General features: G+C 43.0%; 23 protein-coding genes. 2 read left to right on the top strand and 21 right to left on the bottom strand.

Going from position 1 to position 21,851, the window contains the following annotated elements:
* Positions 1–27: 27 nt before the first annotated feature.
* The 7 genes from ACI0FF_RS09430 to ACI0FF_RS09400 all read right to left on the bottom strand — a co-directional run bounded on the left by ACI0FF_RS09430 (position 28) and on the right by ACI0FF_RS09400 (position 5,828).
* The gene (locus ACI0FF_RS09430; RefSeq protein ID WP_419796618.1) at positions 28–789 is read right to left on the bottom strand and encodes a cytochrome c oxidase subunit 3; all 762 of its coding nucleotides are present in this window, start codon (positions 787–789) and stop codon (positions 28–30) included.
* An 88-nt stretch (positions 790–877) separates the two neighbouring features.
* Positions 878–1,738, bottom strand: a complete 861-nt coding sequence (cyoE, locus tag ACI0FF_RS09425) for a heme o synthase (RefSeq protein WP_419796617.1) — start codon at positions 1,736–1,738, stop codon at positions 878–880.
* A gap of 108 nt (positions 1,739–1,846) precedes the next feature.
* Positions 1,847–2,296: a hypothetical protein gene (locus tag ACI0FF_RS09420; protein ID WP_419796616.1), complete on the bottom strand. Its 450-nt coding sequence runs from the start codon at positions 2,294–2,296 to the stop codon at positions 1,847–1,849.
* Complete coding sequence (locus tag ACI0FF_RS09415; RefSeq protein WP_419796615.1) at positions 2,283–3,587, bottom strand: cbb3-type cytochrome c oxidase subunit I; 1,305 nt, start codon at positions 3,585–3,587, stop codon at positions 2,283–2,285. The genes ACI0FF_RS09420 and ACI0FF_RS09415 overlap by 14 nt, the downstream gene beginning before the upstream one ends.
* Positions 3,588–3,593: 6 nt before the next feature.
* Positions 3,594–4,025 carry a DUF420 domain-containing protein gene (locus ACI0FF_RS09410; protein ID WP_419796614.1) on the bottom strand — a complete coding sequence of 144 codons (432 nt, stop codon included), beginning with the start codon at positions 4,023–4,025 and terminating at the stop codon, positions 3,594–3,596.
* A gap of 3 nt (positions 4,026–4,028) precedes the next feature.
* Positions 4,029–5,039, bottom strand: coding sequence for a COX15/CtaA family protein (locus ACI0FF_RS09405; protein WP_419796613.1), 1,011 nt, complete (start codon positions 5,037–5,039; stop codon positions 4,029–4,031).
* Between the two features lie 9 nt (positions 5,040–5,048).
* A complete protein-coding gene (locus tag ACI0FF_RS09400) occupies positions 5,049–5,828 on the bottom strand; it encodes a DUF2189 domain-containing protein (protein ID WP_419796612.1) in 780 nt (259 codons plus the stop codon).
* A 167-nt stretch (positions 5,829–5,995) separates the two neighbouring features.
* Between ACI0FF_RS09400 and ACI0FF_RS09395 the strand changes: the two genes are divergently transcribed.
* Positions 5,996–6,292, top strand: a complete 297-nt coding sequence (locus ACI0FF_RS09395) for an Hpt domain-containing protein (RefSeq protein WP_419796611.1) — start codon at positions 5,996–5,998, stop codon at positions 6,290–6,292.
* Positions 6,293–6,297: 5 nt separating this feature from the next.
* Here the strand turns inward: ACI0FF_RS09395 and ACI0FF_RS09390 are convergent, their stop codons facing one another.
* From ACI0FF_RS09390 to ACI0FF_RS09380, 3 genes are read right to left on the bottom strand one after another with little or no spacing between them, the layout of a single operon-like run.
* Positions 6,298–6,681, bottom strand: coding sequence for a response regulator (locus ACI0FF_RS09390; RefSeq protein ID WP_419796610.1), 384 nt, complete (start codon positions 6,679–6,681; stop codon positions 6,298–6,300).
* A 17-nt stretch (positions 6,682–6,698) separates the two neighbouring features.
* Positions 6,699–7,436 carry an MBL fold metallo-hydrolase gene (locus ACI0FF_RS09385; RefSeq protein WP_419796609.1) on the bottom strand — a complete coding sequence of 246 codons (738 nt, stop codon included), beginning with the start codon at positions 7,434–7,436 and terminating at the stop codon, positions 6,699–6,701.
* Between the two features lie 24 nt (positions 7,437–7,460).
* Positions 7,461–8,072, bottom strand: a complete 612-nt coding sequence (locus tag ACI0FF_RS09380) for a hypothetical protein (protein ID WP_419796608.1) — start codon at positions 8,070–8,072, stop codon at positions 7,461–7,463.
* 203 nt (positions 8,073–8,275) lie between these two features.
* Between ACI0FF_RS09380 and ACI0FF_RS09375 the strand changes: the two genes are divergently transcribed.
* Complete coding sequence (locus ACI0FF_RS09375) at positions 8,276–9,160, top strand: ATP-binding protein (RefSeq protein ID WP_419796607.1); 885 nt, start codon at positions 8,276–8,278, stop codon at positions 9,158–9,160.
* A gap of 37 nt (positions 9,161–9,197) precedes the next feature.
* Here the strand turns inward: ACI0FF_RS09375 and ACI0FF_RS09370 are convergent, their stop codons facing one another.
* The 11 genes from ACI0FF_RS09370 to ACI0FF_RS09320 form a co-directional block, all read right to left on the bottom strand.
* Complete coding sequence (locus ACI0FF_RS09370; RefSeq protein ID WP_419796606.1) at positions 9,198–10,382, bottom strand: SpoIIE family protein phosphatase; 1,185 nt, start codon at positions 10,380–10,382, stop codon at positions 9,198–9,200.
* A 98-nt stretch (positions 10,383–10,480) separates the two neighbouring features.
* Positions 10,481–11,374 (bottom strand): hypothetical protein, encoded by an 894-nt coding sequence (locus ACI0FF_RS09365; RefSeq protein ID WP_419796605.1) that lies wholly within the window; start codon positions 11,372–11,374, stop codon positions 10,481–10,483.
* A gap of 4 nt (positions 11,375–11,378) precedes the next feature.
* Positions 11,379–12,440, bottom strand: a complete 1,062-nt coding sequence (locus tag ACI0FF_RS09360) for a protein-glutamate methylesterase/protein-glutamine glutaminase (RefSeq protein ID WP_419796604.1) — start codon at positions 12,438–12,440, stop codon at positions 11,379–11,381.
* Between the two features lie 25 nt (positions 12,441–12,465).
* Positions 12,466–13,092 (bottom strand): chemoreceptor glutamine deamidase CheD, encoded by a 627-nt coding sequence (cheD, locus tag ACI0FF_RS09355; protein WP_419796603.1) that lies wholly within the window; start codon positions 13,090–13,092, stop codon positions 12,466–12,468.
* 18 nt (positions 13,093–13,110) lie between these two features.
* Positions 13,111–14,046: a CheR family methyltransferase gene (locus ACI0FF_RS09350; protein ID WP_419796602.1), complete on the bottom strand. Its 936-nt coding sequence runs from the start codon at positions 14,044–14,046 to the stop codon at positions 13,111–13,113.
* Positions 14,047–14,060: 14 nt separating this feature from the next.
* Positions 14,061–17,360 carry a methyl-accepting chemotaxis protein gene (locus ACI0FF_RS09345; protein WP_419796601.1) on the bottom strand — a complete coding sequence of 1,100 codons (3,300 nt, stop codon included), beginning with the start codon at positions 17,358–17,360 and terminating at the stop codon, positions 14,061–14,063.
* Between the two features lies 1 nt (position 17,361).
* Positions 17,362–17,901: a chemotaxis protein CheW gene (locus ACI0FF_RS09340; protein WP_419796600.1), complete on the bottom strand. Its 540-nt coding sequence runs from the start codon at positions 17,899–17,901 to the stop codon at positions 17,362–17,364.
* 4 nt (positions 17,902–17,905) lie between these two features.
* Complete coding sequence (locus tag ACI0FF_RS09335; RefSeq protein ID WP_419796599.1) at positions 17,906–20,248, bottom strand: chemotaxis protein CheA; 2,343 nt, start codon at positions 20,246–20,248, stop codon at positions 17,906–17,908.
* 31 nt (positions 20,249–20,279) lie between these two features.
* Positions 20,280–20,645, bottom strand: coding sequence for a response regulator (locus tag ACI0FF_RS09330; RefSeq protein ID WP_419796598.1), 366 nt, complete (start codon positions 20,643–20,645; stop codon positions 20,280–20,282).
* Entirely contained in the window at positions 20,645–20,959 is a 315-nt protein-coding gene (locus ACI0FF_RS09325) for an STAS domain-containing protein (protein ID WP_419796597.1), read from the bottom strand. Before ACI0FF_RS09325 ends, ACI0FF_RS09330 begins: the two co-directional genes overlap by 1 nt.
* A 115-nt stretch (positions 20,960–21,074) precedes the next feature.
* Complete coding sequence (locus ACI0FF_RS09320) at positions 21,075–21,824, bottom strand: Hpt domain-containing protein (protein ID WP_419796596.1); 750 nt, start codon at positions 21,822–21,824, stop codon at positions 21,075–21,077.
* Positions 21,825–21,851: the final 27 nt, after the last annotated feature.

The raw sequence follows: 21,851 nt of genomic DNA, 5'->3' as shown, positions 1-21,851 counted from the left end.
GACTATGCGACACACATTTTTCATACATCACCAGAAATAAATCTGAGAAACGACGAAGAACCAGACGACATCCACAAAATGCCAATAGATCGACGCACAGGTGATAAATGTTTTATTAGTTCGCCCCCGTAAAGCAGGGATCAACACACAAACAAATATACCAAGCCCACCAATCACGTGACTGGCATGGAAGCCCGTCAAACTGAAAAAGATAGAGCCAAATGCATTTGTATCTGGATAAAACTCTTCATTAAAAAGGTGATTATACTCGTAAAAAGTCATGCTGATAAACATCAGCCCTAAAAACATGGTTAAAACCAGCCATTTCACGAAACCGCCATGATCATTATGTGCGTACTTTTCTTCCGCGATATGAATAGTTACGGACGAAGCCACCAACACCACGGTCATAATCAACGGTAACGCAACCGGGAATTCCGGCGTCCCTTCCGGTGGCCAGACATCCGCCCCCAATCGCATCATCCAATAAGCAACAAAGAAGGAAAGAAAGATAAAAATTTCAGAAATAATAAAGATCGGAAGACCGATCCCGGCCACGTCAGCAATCAACGGTTTGACCGTCAATCCTTCGTTGACCCACATCGCAATCCCGGCCAAAAGCATGGGCGTACCCAAACCTGCAAAAATTGCGGCCAAAAGCGGATTCTGATATTGAAAATAGGCTGCAAATGTCAAAGGGACGAGAAAGAAAACGCCCGCTACCACCCAGAATGGTGCTTGGCTCCATTCCCAATGGTGTTCATGTGCATGTGAACTCTCTGCCGACATACGGTTACCTCCCAGATGTCGTTGTTTAAAAAATAAACTTAAGGGCAAAGTCGTCTTTGAATATTATTATGCGGCTTGATCACCTCCCTTACAGGGGAAGATGAACATCCATTATGACAACGAGGAAAAGCCCCCCCAGGTATTTCATGGATGCAAAAAAATTGGTCATGGCCGTTTTTTCATCCGGCTCTTTTATCAAGGCCCAATTGCATCGTAAAAGGTAGACACCCAGTGCCAAGGCACCGATGCCATAAATGTTCCCAAGTTCCCCCAAGAACCAAGGTAACAAGCTGGATAATACCAGCAAAAGGCTGTTAATTAAGATATAGCGCGATGTTCGTACGTTGCCGACGACAACGGGTAACATCGGCACACCGGCCGCGGCGTATTGGTCTTTCAAACGCATAGCCAAGGCCCAGAAATGTGACGGTGTCCAGAAGAACAGGACAATCGCCAGTAACATCGGCAAAAACCATTGATCCGGATTAACGGCCGCAGCGCCTGCCAATACGGCAAAACTGCCGGCCAAGCCACCAATGACGATATTTAACCAATTGCGCCGTTTCAGCCAGATCGTGTACACAACCCCATAAAAAAACGCACCCAAAAAGAGGTGCGCGGCAACAGTCGGATTAAAAACATAAGTGGCCATAGCACAGCCAAAAACCAGCAAACTTGCGGCAATCCATAGAACGAACTGAGGACTAGCGACACTACGTACGGCAAAAGGCCGTTGGCAGGTCCGTTTCATCAGTCGATCGATATCTCTATCGTAGAAATGATTGAATATACTGGAAGAAGCAGAGCCCATCATCATTGCTAAGCTTAGAACCAAAAGATGAGATAAATTAACCTCACCCGGTGGCACTATCGCAAGATAGCCGGTTACTGCCGTCAAGGCGATCATTACCCCAATACGAGGTTTCGCCAATTGAAAGTATCCTCCCATAATATACCCCTTTGCATCAGGTTATATTAAGAATTTTATAATTATTATAATTTTATGTTACAGGTATTTTAGGATAAATCAATTGGTATTTTTCATTATACTTCCCAATTACTTACGTACAACTATGTAACTGCGCATCTTATTGTGTTCAATTCCACAATACTGCGTACACCCTATGGCATATTGGCCTTCTTGTTCAATTTTCAAGGGAATAAGATATTCAATTCCGGGCTGTAACAGAACGTCAATTGATTGCCCTGTTGCCCCCTTTTCTAAATGAAACGCATGTTGAATATCTTCGCTGGCAACATGAAGAAGATACGTTTTTCCTGCTTTCAACTCCAATGTTGGTGACCACTCCCATTGGCGCGCGATCAGATAGAGATCATCGTCAGTTATGGATTGTGCCTGGACCTTATCGTTGAAGGCCTCCCAGCCTTTTATCGGTTGTTGTCTAACATTATCTTCAGTACCCCCCAAAGTACTGGCAAGCTGATACCCAAAGAAAACCGCGACAAAAGCGATTGAGAGAAGGAAAACGATATCATGTCGCTTCATGAATGCGCCCTCCCTTAATCATCCAGTTCAGCGTCATAACAACAAAAAGAACGCCCCCAACAACAGCAATCAACCCGCCAATACCCATCAACCCCATCGACAAAATTTTATCAATATTATCAAGACCCTGCGCTGTTCCAGCCGTTTTTCGGGGAACACCTTGCAGGCCTGCCAAAAACATACCGCTGGCATGCATAATCTGACCAAGGCCATAGAACCAATATTGCAAGGTCAACCACCGTCCGTTTACCGGATGAATACCGATGAAAGGAAGAATGATACGGTGGTAGAAAATCATAAATCCCAGATTTATCCCACCGATAACAGCGTGATAATGCGCAGGAACACGTGTATCGGTTCCATCCAGAAACAGACCAAACACCCCCCCTAAATTATAGGTCAACAACGACAACCACAGCGCCGTTACCACCAACCGATCTTTATGGTCTTCGCGTTGGTACAAAAGAAAACGTATTAAAAAGACGCTGACTATTATTGAAGGGAGCGGCAAACCATAGCGTAGTAACGCCGTAAAAAAGTCCCGGTTTGTCTGGCTTAAGATATCACTGAGCATATAAACCAATGGCCCACTGCCCGCAAAAATAAGCAGGATTACAAAAACTGCCCATTCATACGGTTTCTTAATCAATCGCTTTTTAACCACAGCAGACCAGACGAGAACCAACAAGGCCGTATTTACAAATTGCAGAATATGGCCTCCACCCCAGAACAATTGTTCATTAAAGCTGGGTTCTGCCAATCCTGCAGGCAGTGCGTACCATGCCCATAAAAAACAAATACACGCAATCAGATAGATAAATGCACAACAAGAAGAAACATCAAGCAGCCTAAGCTGACGTAAAGAAACAAGCGCTAACGAAAGAAACAATAAGATCAAGCCCGCATAATAAATCGGATGGTTCATCACAGGCACATAATTGTTAAGTTCAGCCGTTCCCAAATCAAATAAAGCCGGGATCATCAGGCAAACACAGCCAAGAAAGGCAAGACCGATGCTCACCGGACCCAGTTTCGTGACTGCGTGTTCCGCTTGATGATTCACCAATCGATAAGTAAACACCGCCCCCATCGTCGCCAAAAACCAAACAACAAACGAAAAAATAACGTGAACAACCAATCCTTTATGAAAGAAAGATTTCCACGGCCAAGGCAACACATCCTGCACATAAGGTGTACGTGACAAGACCAATAACAAGGCAAACACGCCCGCAATTGCCAACGCACCAACCGATAGAATTGTCCATGCTTTACATTCTTGTTTTAACGTCATGGTCGGTTACACCTTTGCGTAGATATGAAATGCCATGACATAAACAACGATACCAGATGAACAGACAAAGACCCAGATTGGAAAAGTAAACCGTGCAATTCGTTTATGTGCCCCAAAATCCTTGCGCACCAACGCCCGCCACACGGCCATGATAATCATTACCAAAGCAAGGGCGGCAAAACCAATATGGGTAAATAAAATGGTAAAATAAACAGGTCGAACCATGCCTTGCCCCTCGAAAGGTACGTGGCCGATATGGGCATGATAGTATAAATAGGAAACAAGAAAGACACAGGAAACAGCCAAAGCCGAAATCATCAATTGTTTATGGCGGATGACATGACCCGATTTCACAGCCTTAAAAGCGAAACAAATAAGGATTAACGATGTCGCATTTAAAAAGGCCTGAAAATGGGGTAAAAAATCGAGAATATCCATTTCTCATCCTTTTATTTCATAGTTCAGCCACGTTATCGCGCTAAAGACAACTAGACCACCTGCTTGATGAAGCGATGCCAGCGAAACAGGCACAATATAAAGCAATGTTGCAATTCCTAAAATTACTTGCAACATAACAACCACGGCACAGAGCCTTGTTTGTGCATATGGCTGATTTGTTCCCCAGACCCAAAGGGTAAAACACAAGGTTGCTATAGCTAATACGCGATGTTGAAATTGAACGGTCGTAATATTTTCAAAGTGATTGATCCACCACGGATCTTTCATAAACAATCCGTCTGGCACCAGATCTCCATCCATCAAAGGAAAAGTGTTATAAGTCAACCCGGCATCCAATCCCGCAACAACTGCCCCTGCAAGGATTGTTAGGAAACTCAGTCCCCACAATACCCGGCTTTGTATTCGAAAACGAGAACTTAGCCTTAACGTTTTTTCTTTTACAAACTGAAAACCACACCAAAGCAAAGCACCATAAAGGGCAAAAGCAAAACCAAGATGTGCCATAAGACGGTATTGGCTGACTTCGGGTTCATTAATTAAACCACTTTTGACCATATACCAGCCCAATACCCCTTGCGCCCCACCCAATAGAAACAGAATAAGAAGCGGCAGCCGCATATCGCGTGAGATCCATCCCCGCCAAACGAAAAAGGCCAATGGCACACCAAAAGCCAAACCGATTAAACGCCCCCACAAACGATGGAAGTATTCCAGCCAAAAAATCTCCTTAAACTCGGATAAACTCATCCCAAAGTTAAGTTCTTTATACTGAGGTGAATGTTTATATAAATCAAAAACCAGCTGCCATTGCACTTCCGCCAAGGGCGGCAACCAACCGGTAAGTGGTCGCCAATCCACCATAGACAAACCAGAACCCGTCAGACGGGTTAAGCCGCCAAGGACAACCATAATAAAGACCATAGCGGCAACACAAAACAACCAGGAACCGACAATTCTATTCTGTCGGTTTCTCATCAGATTTGATTGTTTCATAGGCCCTCTTTATTCAACTGGTACCAGATCACGATACGCATGCCAGCTGGCATACCCCAAAACCGGCATCGCAATAACAAGACCAACAAAGAAAGACGCCAAGGCAAACCATGCAATGATTGCGATTGTAAAAGCCCAGCTCCACATAACGTGGCTGTTCTTCATAACGGTCTTCACACTAAATGCCATTGCCTCGAATGTACCGATTTCGCGGTCCAGAATAAGGGGAACAGACACAGCCGTCAAAAGAAAGACAAGGCAAGCAAAGATCAATCCGACTCCCGATCCAATCGTTAAAAATACAATTCCATCTGTATGGGAAAGCAAGTCAATGCTGATATTTTCAAGCGAAAGTGAGGCACCACCAAGTATCAGAGCATACAAAACAACCGCAACCTGCGTCCAGACCATCATGATCAGCAGCAAGACAAAAGCCATCAACCCCAACCGGCGTGGTGCCTTTTTCCATGCCATGCATGTATTGGCAAATGTCGGCGTTTCTCCTTTTTCTCTCAGGCGCGAAACTTCATAAAGCCCCAATGCCAGCCAAGGGGCAAACAGAATGAAACTGCCGCTTAAGGGTAAAATAAGATAGGTTAAATTCAGGGCTTCTAATCCCCAAAACAAACCATAGCCTGCTAAAACAAAAATAGCGCCGTAGGTCAATCCAACCCCAGGCGCCATTTTAAAATCATGCCAGCCAGCACGTAACCATTTGGCCGGTGCCTCTATATGAACCTTATTTGCATGGGATGCATTTAAGGAATTGAGTATCACAGCATCTGACATTGTGCCTCCCCCATGTTAATATTAAGCTTGTTGATATGCTTAGTTTAGAACAATGCTAACATAATTTTTTAGAATAGCTCCAAAAATTTTTAATGATTGTCTTCAACTTTATATCTTATGAGTTTTACGTCCGAGCCTCATATTGCTGAAACAAGCGAGATCAAAGAATGCCTTCATCCAAAATCACTGACAAACTTGCCGCTTTAACAGAGCGTTTCAAACAAAGATTACGTGATACACAAACGCATATTTCACAATGGCAAAACGCAGGGCATATTAAGGAATTAATCGAAATATCACATAAGCTTGCCGGCACGGCAGGGACTTATGGGTTCCATGAATTGAGTACCGGGATGAAAGAACTGGAGCTACATCTTCTGGAGATTTCAGATCAAACGATAACAGAAGAGCAAGCTTTAGAATTATATAAGAAGGCAAACGCCCTGTTAAGTGAGGCTTTGTAGACTGATCAAGCCCGATCCCAAAGCTCCCGAACCTGATCTGATAAAGTCATAGGGTCAAAAGGTTTCGCAATTACACCAATTGCTCCTAAGTCCAGAAAGGTTGCAATATCGCTATCCATCAACTTAGCAGTCAAAAAAGCGATTGGAATATCCTTAAATCCCTTTTTTTTGCGGATTTCAACAAACGTTGTCGGGCCATCCATACCGGGCATCATCGCATCCAGCAAGACCATATCCGGTTGAAATTCATCAATAATATCCAAAGCAAGCTGGCCACCCTCGACTGCACACACTTCAAAATCGCCAACATTTTCTAAAACCAAAGTGGCGATGTCACGGATGTCCGGTTCGTCTTCCACATATAGTATTTTGTTCAAAGGCTTATTCATTGCATTTACTCTAAGACTTACAATCTCAAACCGGAACCGACCTCAATCGATTCAAGCCAATCCAGAAAACGACCGACATCGGCACCACGGTAGATCGAACCATGTTGCGGACATAACATTTCGATATCTAATCGTCTCACACGTTTTATCCACATTTCCTTTGCCCGTTCAGACGGCATCCAGCGTTGATGGAATTTTTTGATCTTCGGGATATGTGCATTAAAATCTTCAACGAACAACGGGTCATCCGGCGCATTTAAGCCCGCACCGATATCGCCACTAAATAAAATTTTGGCAACAGGATCGTAGACACTGAAATTTCCAGAAGAATGCATGTAATGAGCCGGAATAAATTGAATTTCTACGTTATCAAAGTTTAAGGTACTTCCTTCATCAGGAATAGCGGCATAGGTAATATGATCGCAACCGTAATGGCGCAAGAAACCTTCCCATAGCCATGGTGCATGCAAGGTCGCATTCGGAAGTGTTTTATCCCACAAACCAAGTGAGGAAATAATATCCGGATCTTGGTGAGAGGCAAAAAGGTGTGTAATTTGCTCAACAGGTAAGTAATGTACAACGGAAGCTAACATGGAAGAAAACAGTTCAATTCCGCCCGGATCCAACAGAATAGCTTCGCGTTCCGATTTAATCATATACTGGTTGGTATCAATGATTTTTTCAGGTTTCTCAGGGTCACGGGCAAAGGCAATCCATTCGTGTGAGTGACCTTCAAACAATTTTACGGTTTGCATTTTAACCCCGACGTCCTTTATTTTTTATCTCTTATTCAATACTTTACGACAATCTTTCACGATTGTACGAATATTTTTTGCGGCATATTCAAATTTGGCGACAATTGCTTCAAAATTGGCACGATAGACGGTAGACACGGTTGCAGCCTCCAACCGTGACGTAGACGTGACAACGTTAGCAGCCAACATCCTTGTTTCAATTTCTTCCAAAAGGGTATGAAGACGGCGTGTATTTTTGTGTAATTTTTCCTGAAATTCTTTCAAGTCCCGTTCCGCCAATTTGACGGCTTCGTCATAGCTTTCCCGATAAAGCGCATCTTTGGATTTTTCTTTGGCCCGATTAAAATGATAGACCGCGTCTTTTCCACGCAAGGCCGTCAGAGAAGAACGAGAAATCATCAAAGCTTCCCGATTGATATCTTCAACCAAATGGATGGTATCATTGGCAAGTTCAACCATATAATCGGTTATAGGTTTAAACGTCCGCACATTCTCCCCCGCCCGTGCGACCAACGCTTTTGCATTCATCGCTTCCAGAGAGATGTTTTTCGCCTCTTTTAAAACCAGACTTAACTTTGCTGCCACAGCCACAGCTGTTATAAAAAAGGTTGTTCGCAATTCAATATCTGCGGCCATTTGAAATCCAATAAATCATTTGCGCTTTCTTTAAACGGAAAACGATCACTAAGCCAGATTTAAACATGATTAAAACAGTTTAACAATATTTGATACAGTTAAAAAAAAGTAATGTAGCACCTAAAACTTATTGATGTCCTTACACACTTGGGGCAAAATAGAAATTGGATTGAGATCACGCATCTCGCGGAGGGTAACAACGAATGGGCGAGTTAGTTACTTTAGTTGTGACAGAAAATATAGGGTTTCGAGAAGATATTATATCTTCTTTATCAAACGACCCTATAAAGTTGACGTTCGCCTCTAGCTTCAATGATGCAGAAGACATCCTCCAAGATAAAAAAAACAAAATATCCACAATAATTTGTGACGTGCCGGGGGAAGATTGTAATTTTGAAACCTCTTTGCGCATTTTCAAAAGAAAAGAATTCGCAAAATACGTTCCCGTTATAGGAATTGCCCCATTTGCTTCTAGCAAAAATAAGATTTCACGCCAGCTCTTCTTCCATCTAATCTCGGCACCGGTGCATGAACAAATCCTTGCCCACACAATTGAAGCTGGAAATTCCGACTTTAAACGCTATCAGGCGCTTTTAAACGAAGTGCAGTCACGCACATCTGCAATTGGCTTAATCCAATCCGGGACATTTACCCTTAAAACCCTACAGCAAGCAGAAGCGCTAACCACAATGCTGTCTTTAGCCTGCCCAGACCCTTCTTCCGTTGCGCTCGGATTATCTGAATTACTGGTCAACGCTATCGAACACGGTAATCTGGAAATATCCTATTCTCAAAAATCGCAATTACTGGAAAGGGGTCAGTGGGATGCTGAAATTAGGACACGGCTAGAACAAGATAAATATAAAGACCGTTTTGTTGAAATCCAGTTTTCACGGACCCCTGATACAATTGAAATTATTATTGAAGATCAAGGTGATGGCTTTGATTGGAAAAAATACATGCAATGTGACCCTGGTAAGTTCAACAACAAACATGGTCGCGGTATCGCACTTGTAATTGCAATGGGGTTTACAAAGCTTGAATACAATGAAAAAGGTAACCGGGTTAAAGCCATTGTAGAGCTCTAAACACGGAAGCTTTCATCAAAAGAAAATCTAATATTTATTATGAGTTTGGACGTACAAAATTAATAATCGTTAAATCATCCGGGATCGGATGAACTGCGGTTTTCAGAAATTCATTCAGCAGTCTGGGCTGAATATTCTCGAACCCTTCTACAGCGTATTTTTTAATACGTTGTAACAAACCCTCTTCTTCCCACATTTTCCCTTGGTCATCCGGTGACTCAATCAATGCATCGGAATAAACAAAGACAAAGCTATTGGGCGGAAAATCAATTACTTTATTATTATATTCGTACGTACTCATTATACCAACGGGTAGACCTGCTGTATCAATAAAATCGATACCAGGCACATCCCCACCACAACAGACTGCAACAGGTGGTGCGGCAGCAGCGGCATAGGTCAATGTATTTTCATTTTTATCAATGACGGCCCAAAACAAAGTCGCAAACTGTTCCACAGCTAAAACTTTGGTTAAATGGACATTAACAGCTTCCATACAAGATTTTGGATCTTCCCAGTTTAAGTCGCTTTCATTAATCAGCGTATGTAACCGAAAGGTATTTAAGGCAGAAACAACACCGTGTCCCGAAAAATCAATAATGAAAAAACCAAGACGGTTTTCATCAATTTGCTGCATACCCCACAGATCACCCCCTAGCTCAGAAGATGCCTGCCAATGTGATTGGATGGAAATATTGAAATTATTTTGAACATGATTTATGGCCTCCGTCGTAGGCAACAAACTTTCCTGAATGACACGGGCAGATGAAAGTTCCTGAACCATACGCGCTTGATAAGCTTTATCGCGACGCTGCAAAATAAGGTTATGTAATTGTAATTTCACACGCGCAACCAACTCATAAACATTCAACGGTTTAGGGATCAGGTCATTTGCCCCCACCTCAAAAACCTGTGCACGCTCCTGTGTTGCTTCCATTCCCGTTTGAATAAGAATAGGCAAATTTGTATATTTCTTGCTGCTGCGAATGCGGCGGCAAACCTCAAACCCATCAATTCCTGGCATAACAATATCCAAGATTAACAAGTCAGGTGATAGTTCATCTAATTTTTGTAGAGCTTCTTCACCATTTTCTGCCAAATGGAGATTGTTAAACCCGGCTTTCATCAAGCAAGTTTGGATCAACGTTCTCAAAACCGCAACATCATCGACAATCAATATTTTACAATCTGATATTTCAGAAAACTGAACTGCTTCTTCCATATGGTCGATCCTTGGTTGGCAAACTTATCATCAAAATAATTGTTTAGAACGTGTTTTAGAGACAACCTATCTAGGATGCATTAATCTTGGTCAAGCTGTCAAAATAATTCGATTTCATCTGAGGCATTGCTATGTTCAACATCAATTGATGAACCGCCGCTTTCCATTTTATCTTCAACGTCCAATAAAATATGTTTTACAAACCGTTCTCGCATTTCATTCAAATGTAGTTCCGCAATCATTTTTTCCAGCCAGGGATGATCGGGGTCAATACAATCTATATCATCACAAACATACATGGTTTCCTCTTCCATGCCGGATAACATATCAATCATAACTTTTAAGGTTGCCGCAATACGTGAGAAACGTTGATTCGTACGATCTTGGAATTGCATTTTAACAACAATATCAGCAATGCTTTGTTGTAACCCATGCGCACTTTTCCCCGTTTCCTCCAGCATATTCTCAACTTCTGTGATATCAGCTAATGCATGGCGTATAAGATCTATATGTTGCCGACGATCGTGAGAACTATTGCCTAACTCATTTAATGTATTATGTTTTTTTATTTTTTCGTACACTTGACGTAAAACATCAAAATTCACGGGCTCAGCGCTTCCCTCTTTTGCAATTTCGGTCATTAACAAAAGGCTTGCCTGATCTAATTCTAGAGCATCGTTTTGTTTTTCTTCATTTTCTTTAATTTTTGTGCATAACTCCCGTTCCAGTCTTTGCAATGACATTAAAACAGGCTCTCCAGTCTTGTTTCCCTGCGCTATACATTCCCGCTCCTGAAATTTATCAATTTGCACGACCTGTTCCTGTGCAATTTCCGCCATTATCAGAAACTGTTGGCTCAACTGTTCAACACTTGTTTGCAATAACTGGTTTGCCGTATCCACTTCGTTTACCAAAGCCGACAAGCCATGTCGTTTCGCAAGAGAAAGACTCAGCCAATGTGAAATTGCCTGTTTTAGTTCTTGTTCCGTCAAAATGTCACTCCGCTTCCTTATTTTTATGACAAAGTGAAATCAAGACATTTGCAATTTTCTTAAGATCAAGTTGCACATCTATGCCGCCCTTTTCAAAAGCAGCTTTAGGCATGCCATAAACAACACAACTCTGTTCATCTTGACCAACCGTATAGCTTCCCGCTTGGTGCATTTTCAACATGGACTCAGCCCCATCCTTACCCATCCCACTCAGCATAATACCAATTGTCCGCTCGGGCTCAACATGACAAACAGAATCAAACAAAACATCCACAGACGGAATATGGCCGCTTACAGGATTACCCTCCATCAAACGACAGATAACTTCGCCCTTACTTTTTGCAACACGTAAATGACGGTCGCCCGGTGCAATATAAACATGGCCTGAGCGCGCAATCATATAATCTTCGGCTTCATGAACCGTCAATTCGCCCAATCCATTTAAACGTTGTGCAAAGGTTTTGGTGAACTGTTTCGGCATATGCTGCACAACAAAAATCGGCGGCATTTCCTTTGGTAAATCAGAAATAATTGTCCGCAAAGCCTCAACACCACCAGTTGATGCACCTATGACAATCATATCGTATTGGTGTGCCCTATCACCTATTGGCCCCATCGGTTCTTTTAGTGGTGAAGAAATTGTTTCTTCCAATGGCTTTACTTTTGCATTGGCCGCTGTTTTAACCTTCGCAATAATCTCTTTTGCTTTTTCACTAAGTTCGCGTTCTACATCATGTTTTGGTTTCGCGACAAAGTCCACAGCCCCAATTTCCAGAGCTTCTAAGGTAATTGCCGCGCTATTTTGTGTCATTGTTGAAATCATAACAACAGGCATAGGTCGTAACTTCATGATTTTACGCAGAAAATCAATCCCATTCATTTTGGGCATTTCGATATCAAGCGTTACCACATCGGGATTTAACTGCTTGATCATCTCGCGTGCTTTCAATGCATCTGGGGCTGTCCCAACAACATTCAATGCCGGATCACTATTGAGGATAGAAGTCAGCATCTGCCTGATAAGCGCGCTGTCATCTACAATCAGTACTTTAATGGCACGGGTCATATTTTTATTATTCCTTCTCCCCTAATTAAAAAAGTTCGATAGATCCCTCAACATCTCTCTTTTCAATTTGTTTTTTGAAGTTGCTCTCTTCGGCTGCAACAACAGTATTCCCTTGGCTATCCAGCAGTTTCATTTTTACTTTCCCTGTTTCCGGGAAATAAATAATTCGCCTTCCTTGTTCACCTCCTAAATGTTGAGCTGAAACCGCCATATGCTCAATACGCAGGTAGGTTTCAACAAACTCGACATTCTTAGTTCCTATCAGGTTTTGCGAATTCATCACATTGGCACCACCAAAGAGTTTAATCTCCAGACGATTGCGCGCGCCCCCCATACGAAGGATATCGTTAATTAAAACCTCCATTGCATAGTTGCCATAGCGCATGGATGCACTTACGCCCCCCCAATTTCCAGTTTCGCTTTCAGGCAACATGAAATGATTAATCCCGCCTACACCCAGTTCACTATCTCGAATGCAGGCCGACACACAAGACCCCAAGGTCGTGACAATCATTTCATCTTTGCTCGTCGTCACATAATGCGTCCCCGGTCCAACTTTAACAGCGAAATGTTTGAACGTTGGATCCCAATAGCGCCGGAATGTTTTTTCATCATGTGAACCTTGTGAAAGGTATTTGTTATCTTCAACCATCAATCCCCCTTTCACACATTATCCTATGCGCCTGTATATGGTTCGCCCATATAGATCTAAACGTTTATCCACATCCAACAGGTTCTCGGAATGTCCAAGATAAAGCCACCCCCCCGGTTTGAGGAGGTCCACCAACTTATTTGTAAGTTTCGCTTTGGTCTGATGGTCGAAATATATCATCACATTTCGACAAAAAATGGCATCGAACGGCCCCTTCATGGGCCATTCAGAGATCAAATTCAATTGCTTAAACGCGATATAATCTCTTAAATGATTGGATATATGGCATTTATCCGTATTCAAGCTGCTGGGCTGAATATATGTTAAATATTGTTCGGGAACGTGTTCACAAATGGCTTGATCATAATCGCCTGAACGCCCCTTTTCCAACATATGGCTATCCAGATCCGTCGCCAAGATTTTTGCATCTATTTTCGGGACCGATCGCATATTCAGCATTTGATCCAAAACCATTGCCATACTATAAGCTTCTTCCCCGGATGAACATCCTGCAGACCATAATCGTAGGCGATCTTTTTTCCCTTGTTTTATCGCCTTTATTGCATCAGGCAACGCCACATCCGCTAAGTGTTCAAAATGATGATTTTCTCGAAAAAAACGGGTCAAATTGGTGGTTATTGCATTTACCAAGTTGCCAATTTCCCCCTCGCCGCGATTACCTGCCAAAAAATGTAAATAATCAGAAAAAGAAGCAATATTTAAAGCCCGTAATCGACGGACCAGACGGCTGTAAACCATATTCTTTTTATGATCTTTCATAACAATGCCAGTTCGAGACTGAATTAAATCGGCAAGAGTTGAAAAATCATTATCTGAAAATGGAAACTCACGCGTTTGCTCTTTCGGTTTAGCAATAAAGCGCACCTTTGGTTTTAGCGCAACGGCTGGCGTCTCTTTCTTACGCGTCATCAGTTTGAATTTCTTTTCAGTCATTCACAGACACTCTCTTAGAATTCTTCCCAGTCGGCATCCGCACTGTTTGCATCTGCCTTTGCTAGCCCATTCGTAATTTTCTTAACGGACTCGCGTTCTCGTGGTTGAGGATCCAAATCTCCTAACTCAGATTCAAATTCATCTTCGAAAGATACATCATAGGACGGCGTTGATGAAGTCATCGACGGACCAGGAACTGGCGCTTCTTCCACCTTATTTGAAACAGGTGCAGCAAGCCCTCCTGCAATTTCTTTCCTTGTTTCAAAGAAGGAAATCAACTGCATCATTTTTTCTGATTGATCTTCCAAAGACCGTGCACTTGCAGAACTTTCTTCAACTAGGGCCGCGTTTTGCTGCGTCATTTCATCCATCTGTGTAATGGCGGAATTGATTTGATCCACCCCACTGGCTTGTTCCCGACTTGCTGCTGCAATTTCGGAAACAATATCCGCAACGCGTTTGATAGAGTTCACAATGTCTTCAAGGGACTCCCCGGTATCACCAACAAGTTTCACACCATTTCGAACCTGTTGATTACTATCCAGAATAAGATTTTTAATATCTTTTGCGGCTTCGCCACTGCGTTGTGCCAGCGTTCTGACTTCGGATGCAACAACGGCAAACCCCTTCCCGGCGTCCCCGGCTCTTGCGGCCTCAACGGCTGCATTCAAGGCCAACAAATTGGTCTGGAAGGCAATTTCATCAATCACACCGATAATATCAGACACCTTTTGCGAAGACTCTTCAATCGACGACATCGCCCCAACAGCCTGCACCACAACCTCACCACCGACTTCTGCGACATCACGTGCATTGCGGGCCAGTTGATTGGCCTGTTGTGCATTGTCTGCATTCTGCTTGATCGTCGTTGCCATTTCTTCCATAGAAGCCGCCGTCTCTTCAAGGCTGGAGGCTTGCGTTTCCGTTCTTTGCGACAAATCGATAGAACCAGAAGAAATTTCCCTTGAGGCGTTGGTAATCTCGCTTGAGGCCAGGATAATATCACCAACAATACTTCTTAAACGTTGCGATGTCTGGTTGGTATCCTGTTTCAAGGCTTCATACGTACCGGAATAATCTTTTGTAATTTGATATTCCAAATTGCCTTTTGCCAGAGCTGATAATGACTGAACAATCTCATCAAAAACATCCCGAACAGTATCGGTCAAAGCATTCACACTTTGCGCTAAAGAGAGCATAAACCCTTGTTTGCCACTCAATGAAATTTGTTGAGAGAAGTCCCCATTAACCACACTGCGTACAACATTATCGACCTCTTCCTGCACTGCCAGCTGGTCGGTGATATCTTTCCATTCAACAACATCGCCGTAGTCCGTATCTTCTCCATCCTTAACGGATGCGGCAGTCAGATCGAAAGTACGGCTGCCCATTTTAATGCGTGCTTGCTGAACGCCCTCCTCGTTAATCGAATATTTTTCTCGACCATCAAAAGTATTCTTAAACACATTAATCGGTTGGCCCAAAATGTCTTTCGCATCAAAATTTGGTAAAACCTGCCGGATATCGTTCTCCGCTACTGCAAACATTTTATGTGCCGCAGGGTTGACGTAAACGATTTCGCCTTCAGAATCTCCAACCATCATACAAGTGGTCGCATTATCCAAGGCAGTGCGGATACGATAATTTTCAATCGCTGTCGTTTCGTCTAATTCCCGACGTTCCAAGTTATCGGTCAAATCCAGCCATTCAACGACACTGCCAAGACGTCGACCGTCGCCATCGCGAACAGGTGCCATTGTCAAATCAAAAGTTCGACGCCCCATCGTTCTACGGATTTTCTCTGGTGTATTTAGACCTGACAATGTATCAGCCTGATATTGTGGATCACTTTGAAAAACATCAAGGGATTGACCCAAGATATTATTCACATCGAACTGAGGCAAAATTTCTCGGATATCATTTTCAGCCACTCGAAACATCTCTACAATGGCATTATTCATATAAATGATATCACGATCTGCATCAGCAACCATGATACAGGTTGTCGCATTATCTAAAGCCGTACGGATGCGTGTGTTTTCAACACTCATCATATAAATCTGGTTCAATGACAAGGCCATTAAGCCAAGTTCATCTCCCCGGTCCTGCATTTCTACCGTTTTGACACGACCCGCAGCCAGTTCAGAGACCAATTCTGTCATTTCGGTGATCGGGCGCGAAATACTTTTTCCAATAAATATACCAATAACAACCACAACGCCGACAACACCAGCCATTGTCAATAACAGCATATTTTGTATATCACTTAAAAAAGCGAGCACTTCAGCAGAATCTTGTGCAACCACAAAAGCAAAATTCACGCCTTTAAAATTAAATGGCGCATATGCAATGAAATGATTACTCGGTTCAGTATGACCCGCTTGGATAATTTCCGCTTCTACAATTCCCGTTTGTCCATCTAATGCTTTGCGCACATGCGCCCCACCGACTTCACGCTTTAAAACAGTTTCCCGATCAAACAAAGGAGATTGGTTTCGCGCAAGGCGGTCTGCACCAACGAGTATGGCTTCCCCTGTTTTACCCAGCCCTTTTCGCTTTGAAATGACTTGATTAATCGGATCAACGGATAGTTGGAAAATCAAAACACCTTTTGTAAAGCCTTCAATAACGATCGGCTGCCCAATGAATGCGGCCGCCTGCTTCTCACTCGCTTCATATAAACTGAAATCGGTAAAGATTTGTTCACCTTTGCGTAATTTCAAACTCGCCTGAAAAGTTTGAGCCAATGGATTAAATTCAGAATTTCCACCTGTCAAATTACTTGCAAAATCTGTTTCTTTATAGACGGAGTAAACAACATTCCCGTCCAAATTAACCAATAAGATATCGCGATAACCACGTTTTTCAGCAAAATTTGAAAACCACGGATGATACGCTTTATGAACCTGGCCATAAGCGGTCAAATCATCGTCTTTGAAAATCAGTTTTTGTTTTTCTCCAGCCGGATAAGGATTTTGTTCCACATATTGTTTCTTCAAAATTTCTGCAGGTGTCCCATCCATCATCTGCCACGCCCGACTAAAGGCCAGTTGGGCTTTTTTGGTCATGGGGGCATCGGCTACAATTTGCAGATCAGATTCCACACCGCTGAAATAATTTTCAAGTTCTTTGACACGCTCTTCTGCAAGAACGCTAAAGCTTTCCTTCACTTTAGCCTTTTCGAAATTTTCAATTTGAACAAGAGCAAAAATAACAACAAGAAGTGCACTAAATGCAGAACAAAGTGCAATAAAAAGCGGTATCTTACGGGACAACTGCCAAAAAGAGTGTCTGTATTCCATATATTCACTCATCTTATTTATCCCCTAAAGCAGCTTTACCCAGCACAACGCCATTCTCGATAGATTGCTGATTAAATAAAAGATCAGCATCTAACAATGCAACCAATCGATCTTTAACCGTCACGAGTCCGCTTAGATATTCATCATCAATATTGCGTTCCATCTGTGGCATTTGTTGAATCTCGCCTTCTGCGATCGTCAGAATATCGGATACAGCGTCAACCAACATCCCGACCATACGCTGTCCGACCTGCACGATCACAACGACATGCATATTAGTTGCTTGCGTCAATCCCATACCGAAACGACAGCGCAAATCAAAAATAGGAACGATCACGCCGCGCAAATTCAAAACACCACGCATATATTCTGGCGTGTTTGGTAAATGGGTTGTATCGGTCCATGCCTTGATTTCCCTAACGGCCATAATATCAACACCGTATTCTTCCTGCCCGATCGTGAAAGAAATATATTGGCGGGTTTCAGTCGCACTTTCCTGAATATTCTCGCCTTTTTGATCATGTGGCATTAGGTAATTATGTGTCGAAGACATGCCTTTACTCTCCAGTCAAAAAAACTTGCCGTTGCAGGCTTTTATTTTTACGGCGTTTTTCTGCGCCATATTCCATTTCCGCTAAACCGTCTACATCTAAAATCAATGCGACTTTACCATTGCCGAGAATAGTCGCTGCTGCAACACCGGCAATCGGATCATAATTTTCTTCAAGGCTTTTGATAACCACCTGTTGCTGCCCCAACAGCTCATCGACCATGATACCGACATAACCGTAACGCTCGGTCTCCACAATCACGACAAGGGCCTCTGCCGGGTCGGTAATGGCATCTTTCAAATTAAACAGATGGTGCAGATTAACAATTCGGATGTACTGCCCACGGACCGAAACCAATGTACCACCGTTCATCAAGCTTTTAATTTCTTCACGAACCGGATGAATGCTTTCGATAATCGATGTCAGTGGAATAATATATTTTTCAGCCCCACATTTGACGATCATTCCATCAAGAACAGCTAACGTCAAAGGCAAGGACATCAGAAAACGTGCGCCTTCCCCCGGTGTTGAAAAAACAGAAATTCGTCCCCCAAGGCTAACAATATTACGTCGAACGACGTCCATTCCAACGCCACGACCGGATACATCACTTACGGAATCTGCTGTCGAAAACCCCGGTGTAAAAATTAAATTATCAATGATTTGTGCATCTATTTCAGAATCACGCTCGATCAGACCTCTTTCTTCTGCCTTGGCAAGAACACGATCACGATCTATGCCACGCCCATCGTCGCTGACTTCGATCTGGATACGTCCGCTTTTATGCTCCGCACGCAGGAATATACGTGCTCGTTCCGGTTTACCGGCTTTGCGTCTTTCTTCTGGCGTCTCCACCCCATGATCAACTGAATTGCGGATCATATGGGTTAAGGGGTCCATTAATTGTTCAATAACCGTCTTATCGACCTCGGTCATTTCACCCGAGGTTATAAGGTCTATTTTTTTACCCAGTTTCGCAGACAGTTCCCGCACAAGTCGAGGCATACGAGAAAAAACGGATTTAACAGGCTGCATCCGAATTGCCATCACACTTTCTTGTAATTCCCGGGTTCGAGCGTTCAGTTCCTCGAAGCCTTGCGTCATCCGCAATCCCGCATTGTTTGCCAGTTCATCAGCTTGTTGTTTCAGCATAGATTGGGTAATAACCAATTCGCCCACCATATTGACCAAACGATCAACACGATCCAGATCCACACGAATAGAAGACACTGTCGGTGCTGAAATATTGCCATTTGCTGGCGCATCAACTTTCTTGACTTCGGTTTTAGATAAAGGCTGTTCCTTTTGGGGACTAGGTGCAGATGTGCTTTCCCGAGGCTCTATCTCACCTGATCGGTTGGCTAAAGCCTCCGTTTGAGGGATATCAGCCACATCCGGTTCTTTCACCATCACATCAGATGTTACTTCGTTTTGTTTCTTGGCATCCACAAGTTCAATTTCGAGCAGACAATCGTCAATTACGAATTCAAAAACTTCTTCAATGTCCGCGACACTACGATCTGTATACAGATCAAAAAACCAACTTAAATAAGCCACATCTGGTGAAATATCGGCAAGCTTAGGTAAACGCGAAACATCCACATGAGCAATGCAATCCCCCAGAGTTTTCAACTCACGCGCCAGCAATAACGGTTCATTGGCAAATTGGAGCATATGCGGCTCCGGGACAAAGCGTATACGGTAATGCGGTTTCGTTAATTCTGGAGCAAGCTCGGTTTCTACTTTTTTCTCAATCTCTGATACGTCTTCAAATAGCCCCCAGCCTTGATCATCTTTTTCCACCTCAGACGCTTGAGAAGAAGGCGGTAAAATATTTTCAAGGAACAAACCCCACCCTTGTTCTTCTTCTTCATCCGCAGTTAAATTATAATTCGCAACAGACGCTAAAAGAGGAGAAATTTCTTCTTCATCCAATGAATCTACATCATTAATGCCCGAAAAATTTTCAAGTTCGCAAGCAATACCTTTCCAGATATCCGGGGAAGGTTCGATTTCCTTCTGTGCCATATGAACCAAACTACCAAGCACATCATTTGATCGAATTAAACAATCTACTAAATTATGGTTCGGCCTAATTTTACCTTCTCGCAACAGATCCAAAGCGGTTTCCAAAATATGTGAAAACTCAATCAATCCCGTAAAATTAAAGGCTCCAGCGCCACCTTTTATTGAATGAACACAACGAAATATCGCATGCAGCGTTTCGACATCAACATCGTCAAGTTGCGCTTGAAGTATGCTCAGATGTTCTTCTGCGATTTCCAGAAGGTCCTGACATTCTTCAAAATACGTCACTTTGAATTGGTTTAAATCGAATTCCTGCGGCACTGTTTGCGTACCCTTCTATTTTTCTATGTTTTTAGGGACAGACTTTAGCAACGACCTGTAGCAGTTTATCCGGGCTAAAAGGTTTCACAATCCATCCCGTCGCCCCGGCGGCACGGCCTTCATTTTTTTTGCTGTTATCAGATTCTGTCGTCAAAACAAGAATAGGCGTCGACTTATGGATATTATGCGCACGTAATTCTTTAATCAGGGCAATCCCATCCATTCGCGGCATGTTAATATCCGTAATAATGAGATCAACACGATCACTGCCCAGTTTCCCAAGCGCATCTTCACCGTCACCTGCCTCAATGACTTCATGTCCCGCATTTCTTAAGGTGAACCCAACCATATCACGCATGGTTTTGGAATCATCGACGGCTAACACACGCAATCCCATTAACTTCTACTCCAATTATCTAAATATTCAACAAGCCCAAGGTCACACATACCGCGTTGAAAACCTTCGCTAATATTGCGCACAGTGATTTTTAGGCCTTTACTCTCTATCTCTGAAGCCGCAGCAAGCATAACTTGAATACAGGGTGTTGAAAGACGTTCTACGTCTTGACTATCAAGAATAAGGTTTTTCATCATGGAAGCACACTCGCGCAGAGATGACAGAAACTCTTCCGCAATGGCCATATCCAAAATTGGAATAAGGCGCAAAACGACATCATTTTCAACGACCTTTATATCAAAGGTGATGTTCATATATTATCCCCGAACTAAAACGCCAAAACGCGTCATTGCATGCATTGAAAACTGGTAAACACCAGAATCGCAATCATTACATGCTAGCAGGCAAATAGGAAAAATAAAACAATTTCTAAGCTGTAACGACAACAGCGATAAAATTCATAACATCAATTGCCACGTTTGCTTCTGACAACAACTGAACGCCTTGCAAATTTTCAGACAATGCTTGTCTGCGATCCGGGCAAATCATCGCAAATTTTGTTTGGGACAACGCCTGTAACGACCCGAGACTTCGAATCAATTCCGCCCCATCCATTTCATCTTGCACCTGTGCAGATAGCACCACATCCGGTTTGTGCAAGACCGCTGCCTTATAGCCACGAAATGCCGATGATGCGCTGGTTACCGTAAAGCCGTTATCTTGAAACAGCGGTGTAATTTCATTCACCATTTCTGGCGAAGATGAGATGATCAGGACCTTATTACGTTTTGATTCTGAATGGGGCTCCGCAACTGTTCCTTTCTGCGGCAAATTGGCAAGCCATATCTCTATTTTCTCTAAATCCCCGGCCTGCCCGCTTTCGATAAGGTCGTTTAGTCGATCAAGATAGGCATAACAATCCCCAATCAAGCCATCTGAACTTTTTTTCTCCCCCGATAAAAAATCTTCGAATTTATGGCAAAGCTTGGACACCAACGGCATTTGAAAGGTACCACCCATTCCCTTCAGACTATGAACTTCACGGTGGAATTCTTCCAATAAGCTTTTTTCATCCTCATTCGAACGACTTAAAAGCACGAGAATTTCATTCAGACGAGCTATTTTTTCATGCGCTGTTTCAATGAACTTTTCACTCATTTGCGCAAGGATTTCACTCATATCCATTTGATTATCCGCCGTTTTCTT

It is taken from the genome of Terasakiella sp. 4MB5A (genome assembly GCF_050058155.1).
Lineage (GTDB): Bacteria > Pseudomonadota > Alphaproteobacteria > Rhodospirillales > Terasakiellaceae > Terasakiella > Terasakiella halodenitrificans.
This window is presented reverse-complemented; position numbering and strand designations above follow the sequence as displayed.

Coding starts and splice junctions, on each gene's coding strand:
- ACI0FF_RS09430 (WP_419796618.1), bottom strand. CDS start 789: ATGTCGGCAGAGAGTTCACATGCACATGAACACCATTGGGAATGGAGC.
- cyoE (WP_419796617.1), bottom strand. CDS start 1,738: ATGGGAGGATACTTTCAATTGGCGAAACCTCGTATTGGGGTAATGATC.
- ACI0FF_RS09420 (WP_419796616.1), bottom strand. CDS start 2,296: ATGAAGCGACATGATATCGTTTTCCTTCTCTCAATCGCTTTTGTCGCG.
- ACI0FF_RS09415 (WP_419796615.1), bottom strand. CDS start 3,587: ATGACGTTAAAACAAGAATGTAAAGCATGGACAATTCTATCGGTTGGT.
- ACI0FF_RS09410 (WP_419796614.1), bottom strand. CDS start 4,025: ATGGATATTCTCGATTTTTTACCCCATTTTCAGGCCTTTTTAAATGCG.
- ACI0FF_RS09405 (WP_419796613.1), bottom strand. CDS start 5,039: ATGAAACAATCAAATCTGATGAGAAACCGACAGAATAGAATTGTCGGT.
- ACI0FF_RS09400 (WP_419796612.1), bottom strand. CDS start 5,828: ATGTCAGATGCTGTGATACTCAATTCCTTAAATGCATCCCATGCAAAT.
- ACI0FF_RS09395 (WP_419796611.1), top strand. CDS start 5,996: ATGCCTTCATCCAAAATCACTGACAAACTTGCCGCTTTAACAGAGCGT.
- ACI0FF_RS09390 (WP_419796610.1), bottom strand. CDS start 6,681: ATGAATAAGCCTTTGAACAAAATACTATATGTGGAAGACGAACCGGAC.
- ACI0FF_RS09385 (WP_419796609.1), bottom strand. CDS start 7,436: ATGCAAACCGTAAAATTGTTTGAAGGTCACTCACACGAATGGATTGCC.
- ACI0FF_RS09380 (WP_419796608.1), bottom strand. CDS start 8,072: ATGGCCGCAGATATTGAATTGCGAACAACCTTTTTTATAACAGCTGTG.
- ACI0FF_RS09375 (WP_419796607.1), top strand. CDS start 8,276: ATGGGCGAGTTAGTTACTTTAGTTGTGACAGAAAATATAGGGTTTCGA.
- ACI0FF_RS09370 (WP_419796606.1), bottom strand. CDS start 10,382: ATGGAAGAAGCAGTTCAGTTTTCTGAAATATCAGATTGTAAAATATTG.
- ACI0FF_RS09360 (WP_419796604.1), bottom strand. CDS start 12,440: ATGACCCGTGCCATTAAAGTACTGATTGTAGATGACAGCGCGCTTATC.
- cheD (WP_419796603.1), bottom strand. CDS start 13,092: ATGGTTGAAGATAACAAATACCTTTCACAAGGTTCACATGATGAAAAA.
- ACI0FF_RS09350 (WP_419796602.1), bottom strand. CDS start 14,046: ATGACTGAAAAGAAATTCAAACTGATGACGCGTAAGAAAGAGACGCCA.
- ACI0FF_RS09345 (WP_419796601.1), bottom strand. CDS start 17,360: ATGAGTGAATATATGGAATACAGACACTCTTTTTGGCAGTTGTCCCGT.
- ACI0FF_RS09340 (WP_419796600.1), bottom strand. CDS start 17,901: ATGTCTTCGACACATAATTACCTAATGCCACATGATCAAAAAGGCGAG.
- ACI0FF_RS09330 (WP_419796598.1), bottom strand. CDS start 20,645: ATGGGATTGCGTGTGTTAGCCGTCGATGATTCCAAAACCATGCGTGAT.
- ACI0FF_RS09325 (WP_419796597.1), bottom strand. CDS start 20,959: ATGAACATCACCTTTGATATAAAGGTCGTTGAAAATGATGTCGTTTTG.
- ACI0FF_RS09320 (WP_419796596.1), bottom strand. CDS start 21,824: ATGAGTGAAATCCTTGCGCAAATGAGTGAAAAGTTCATTGAAACAGCG.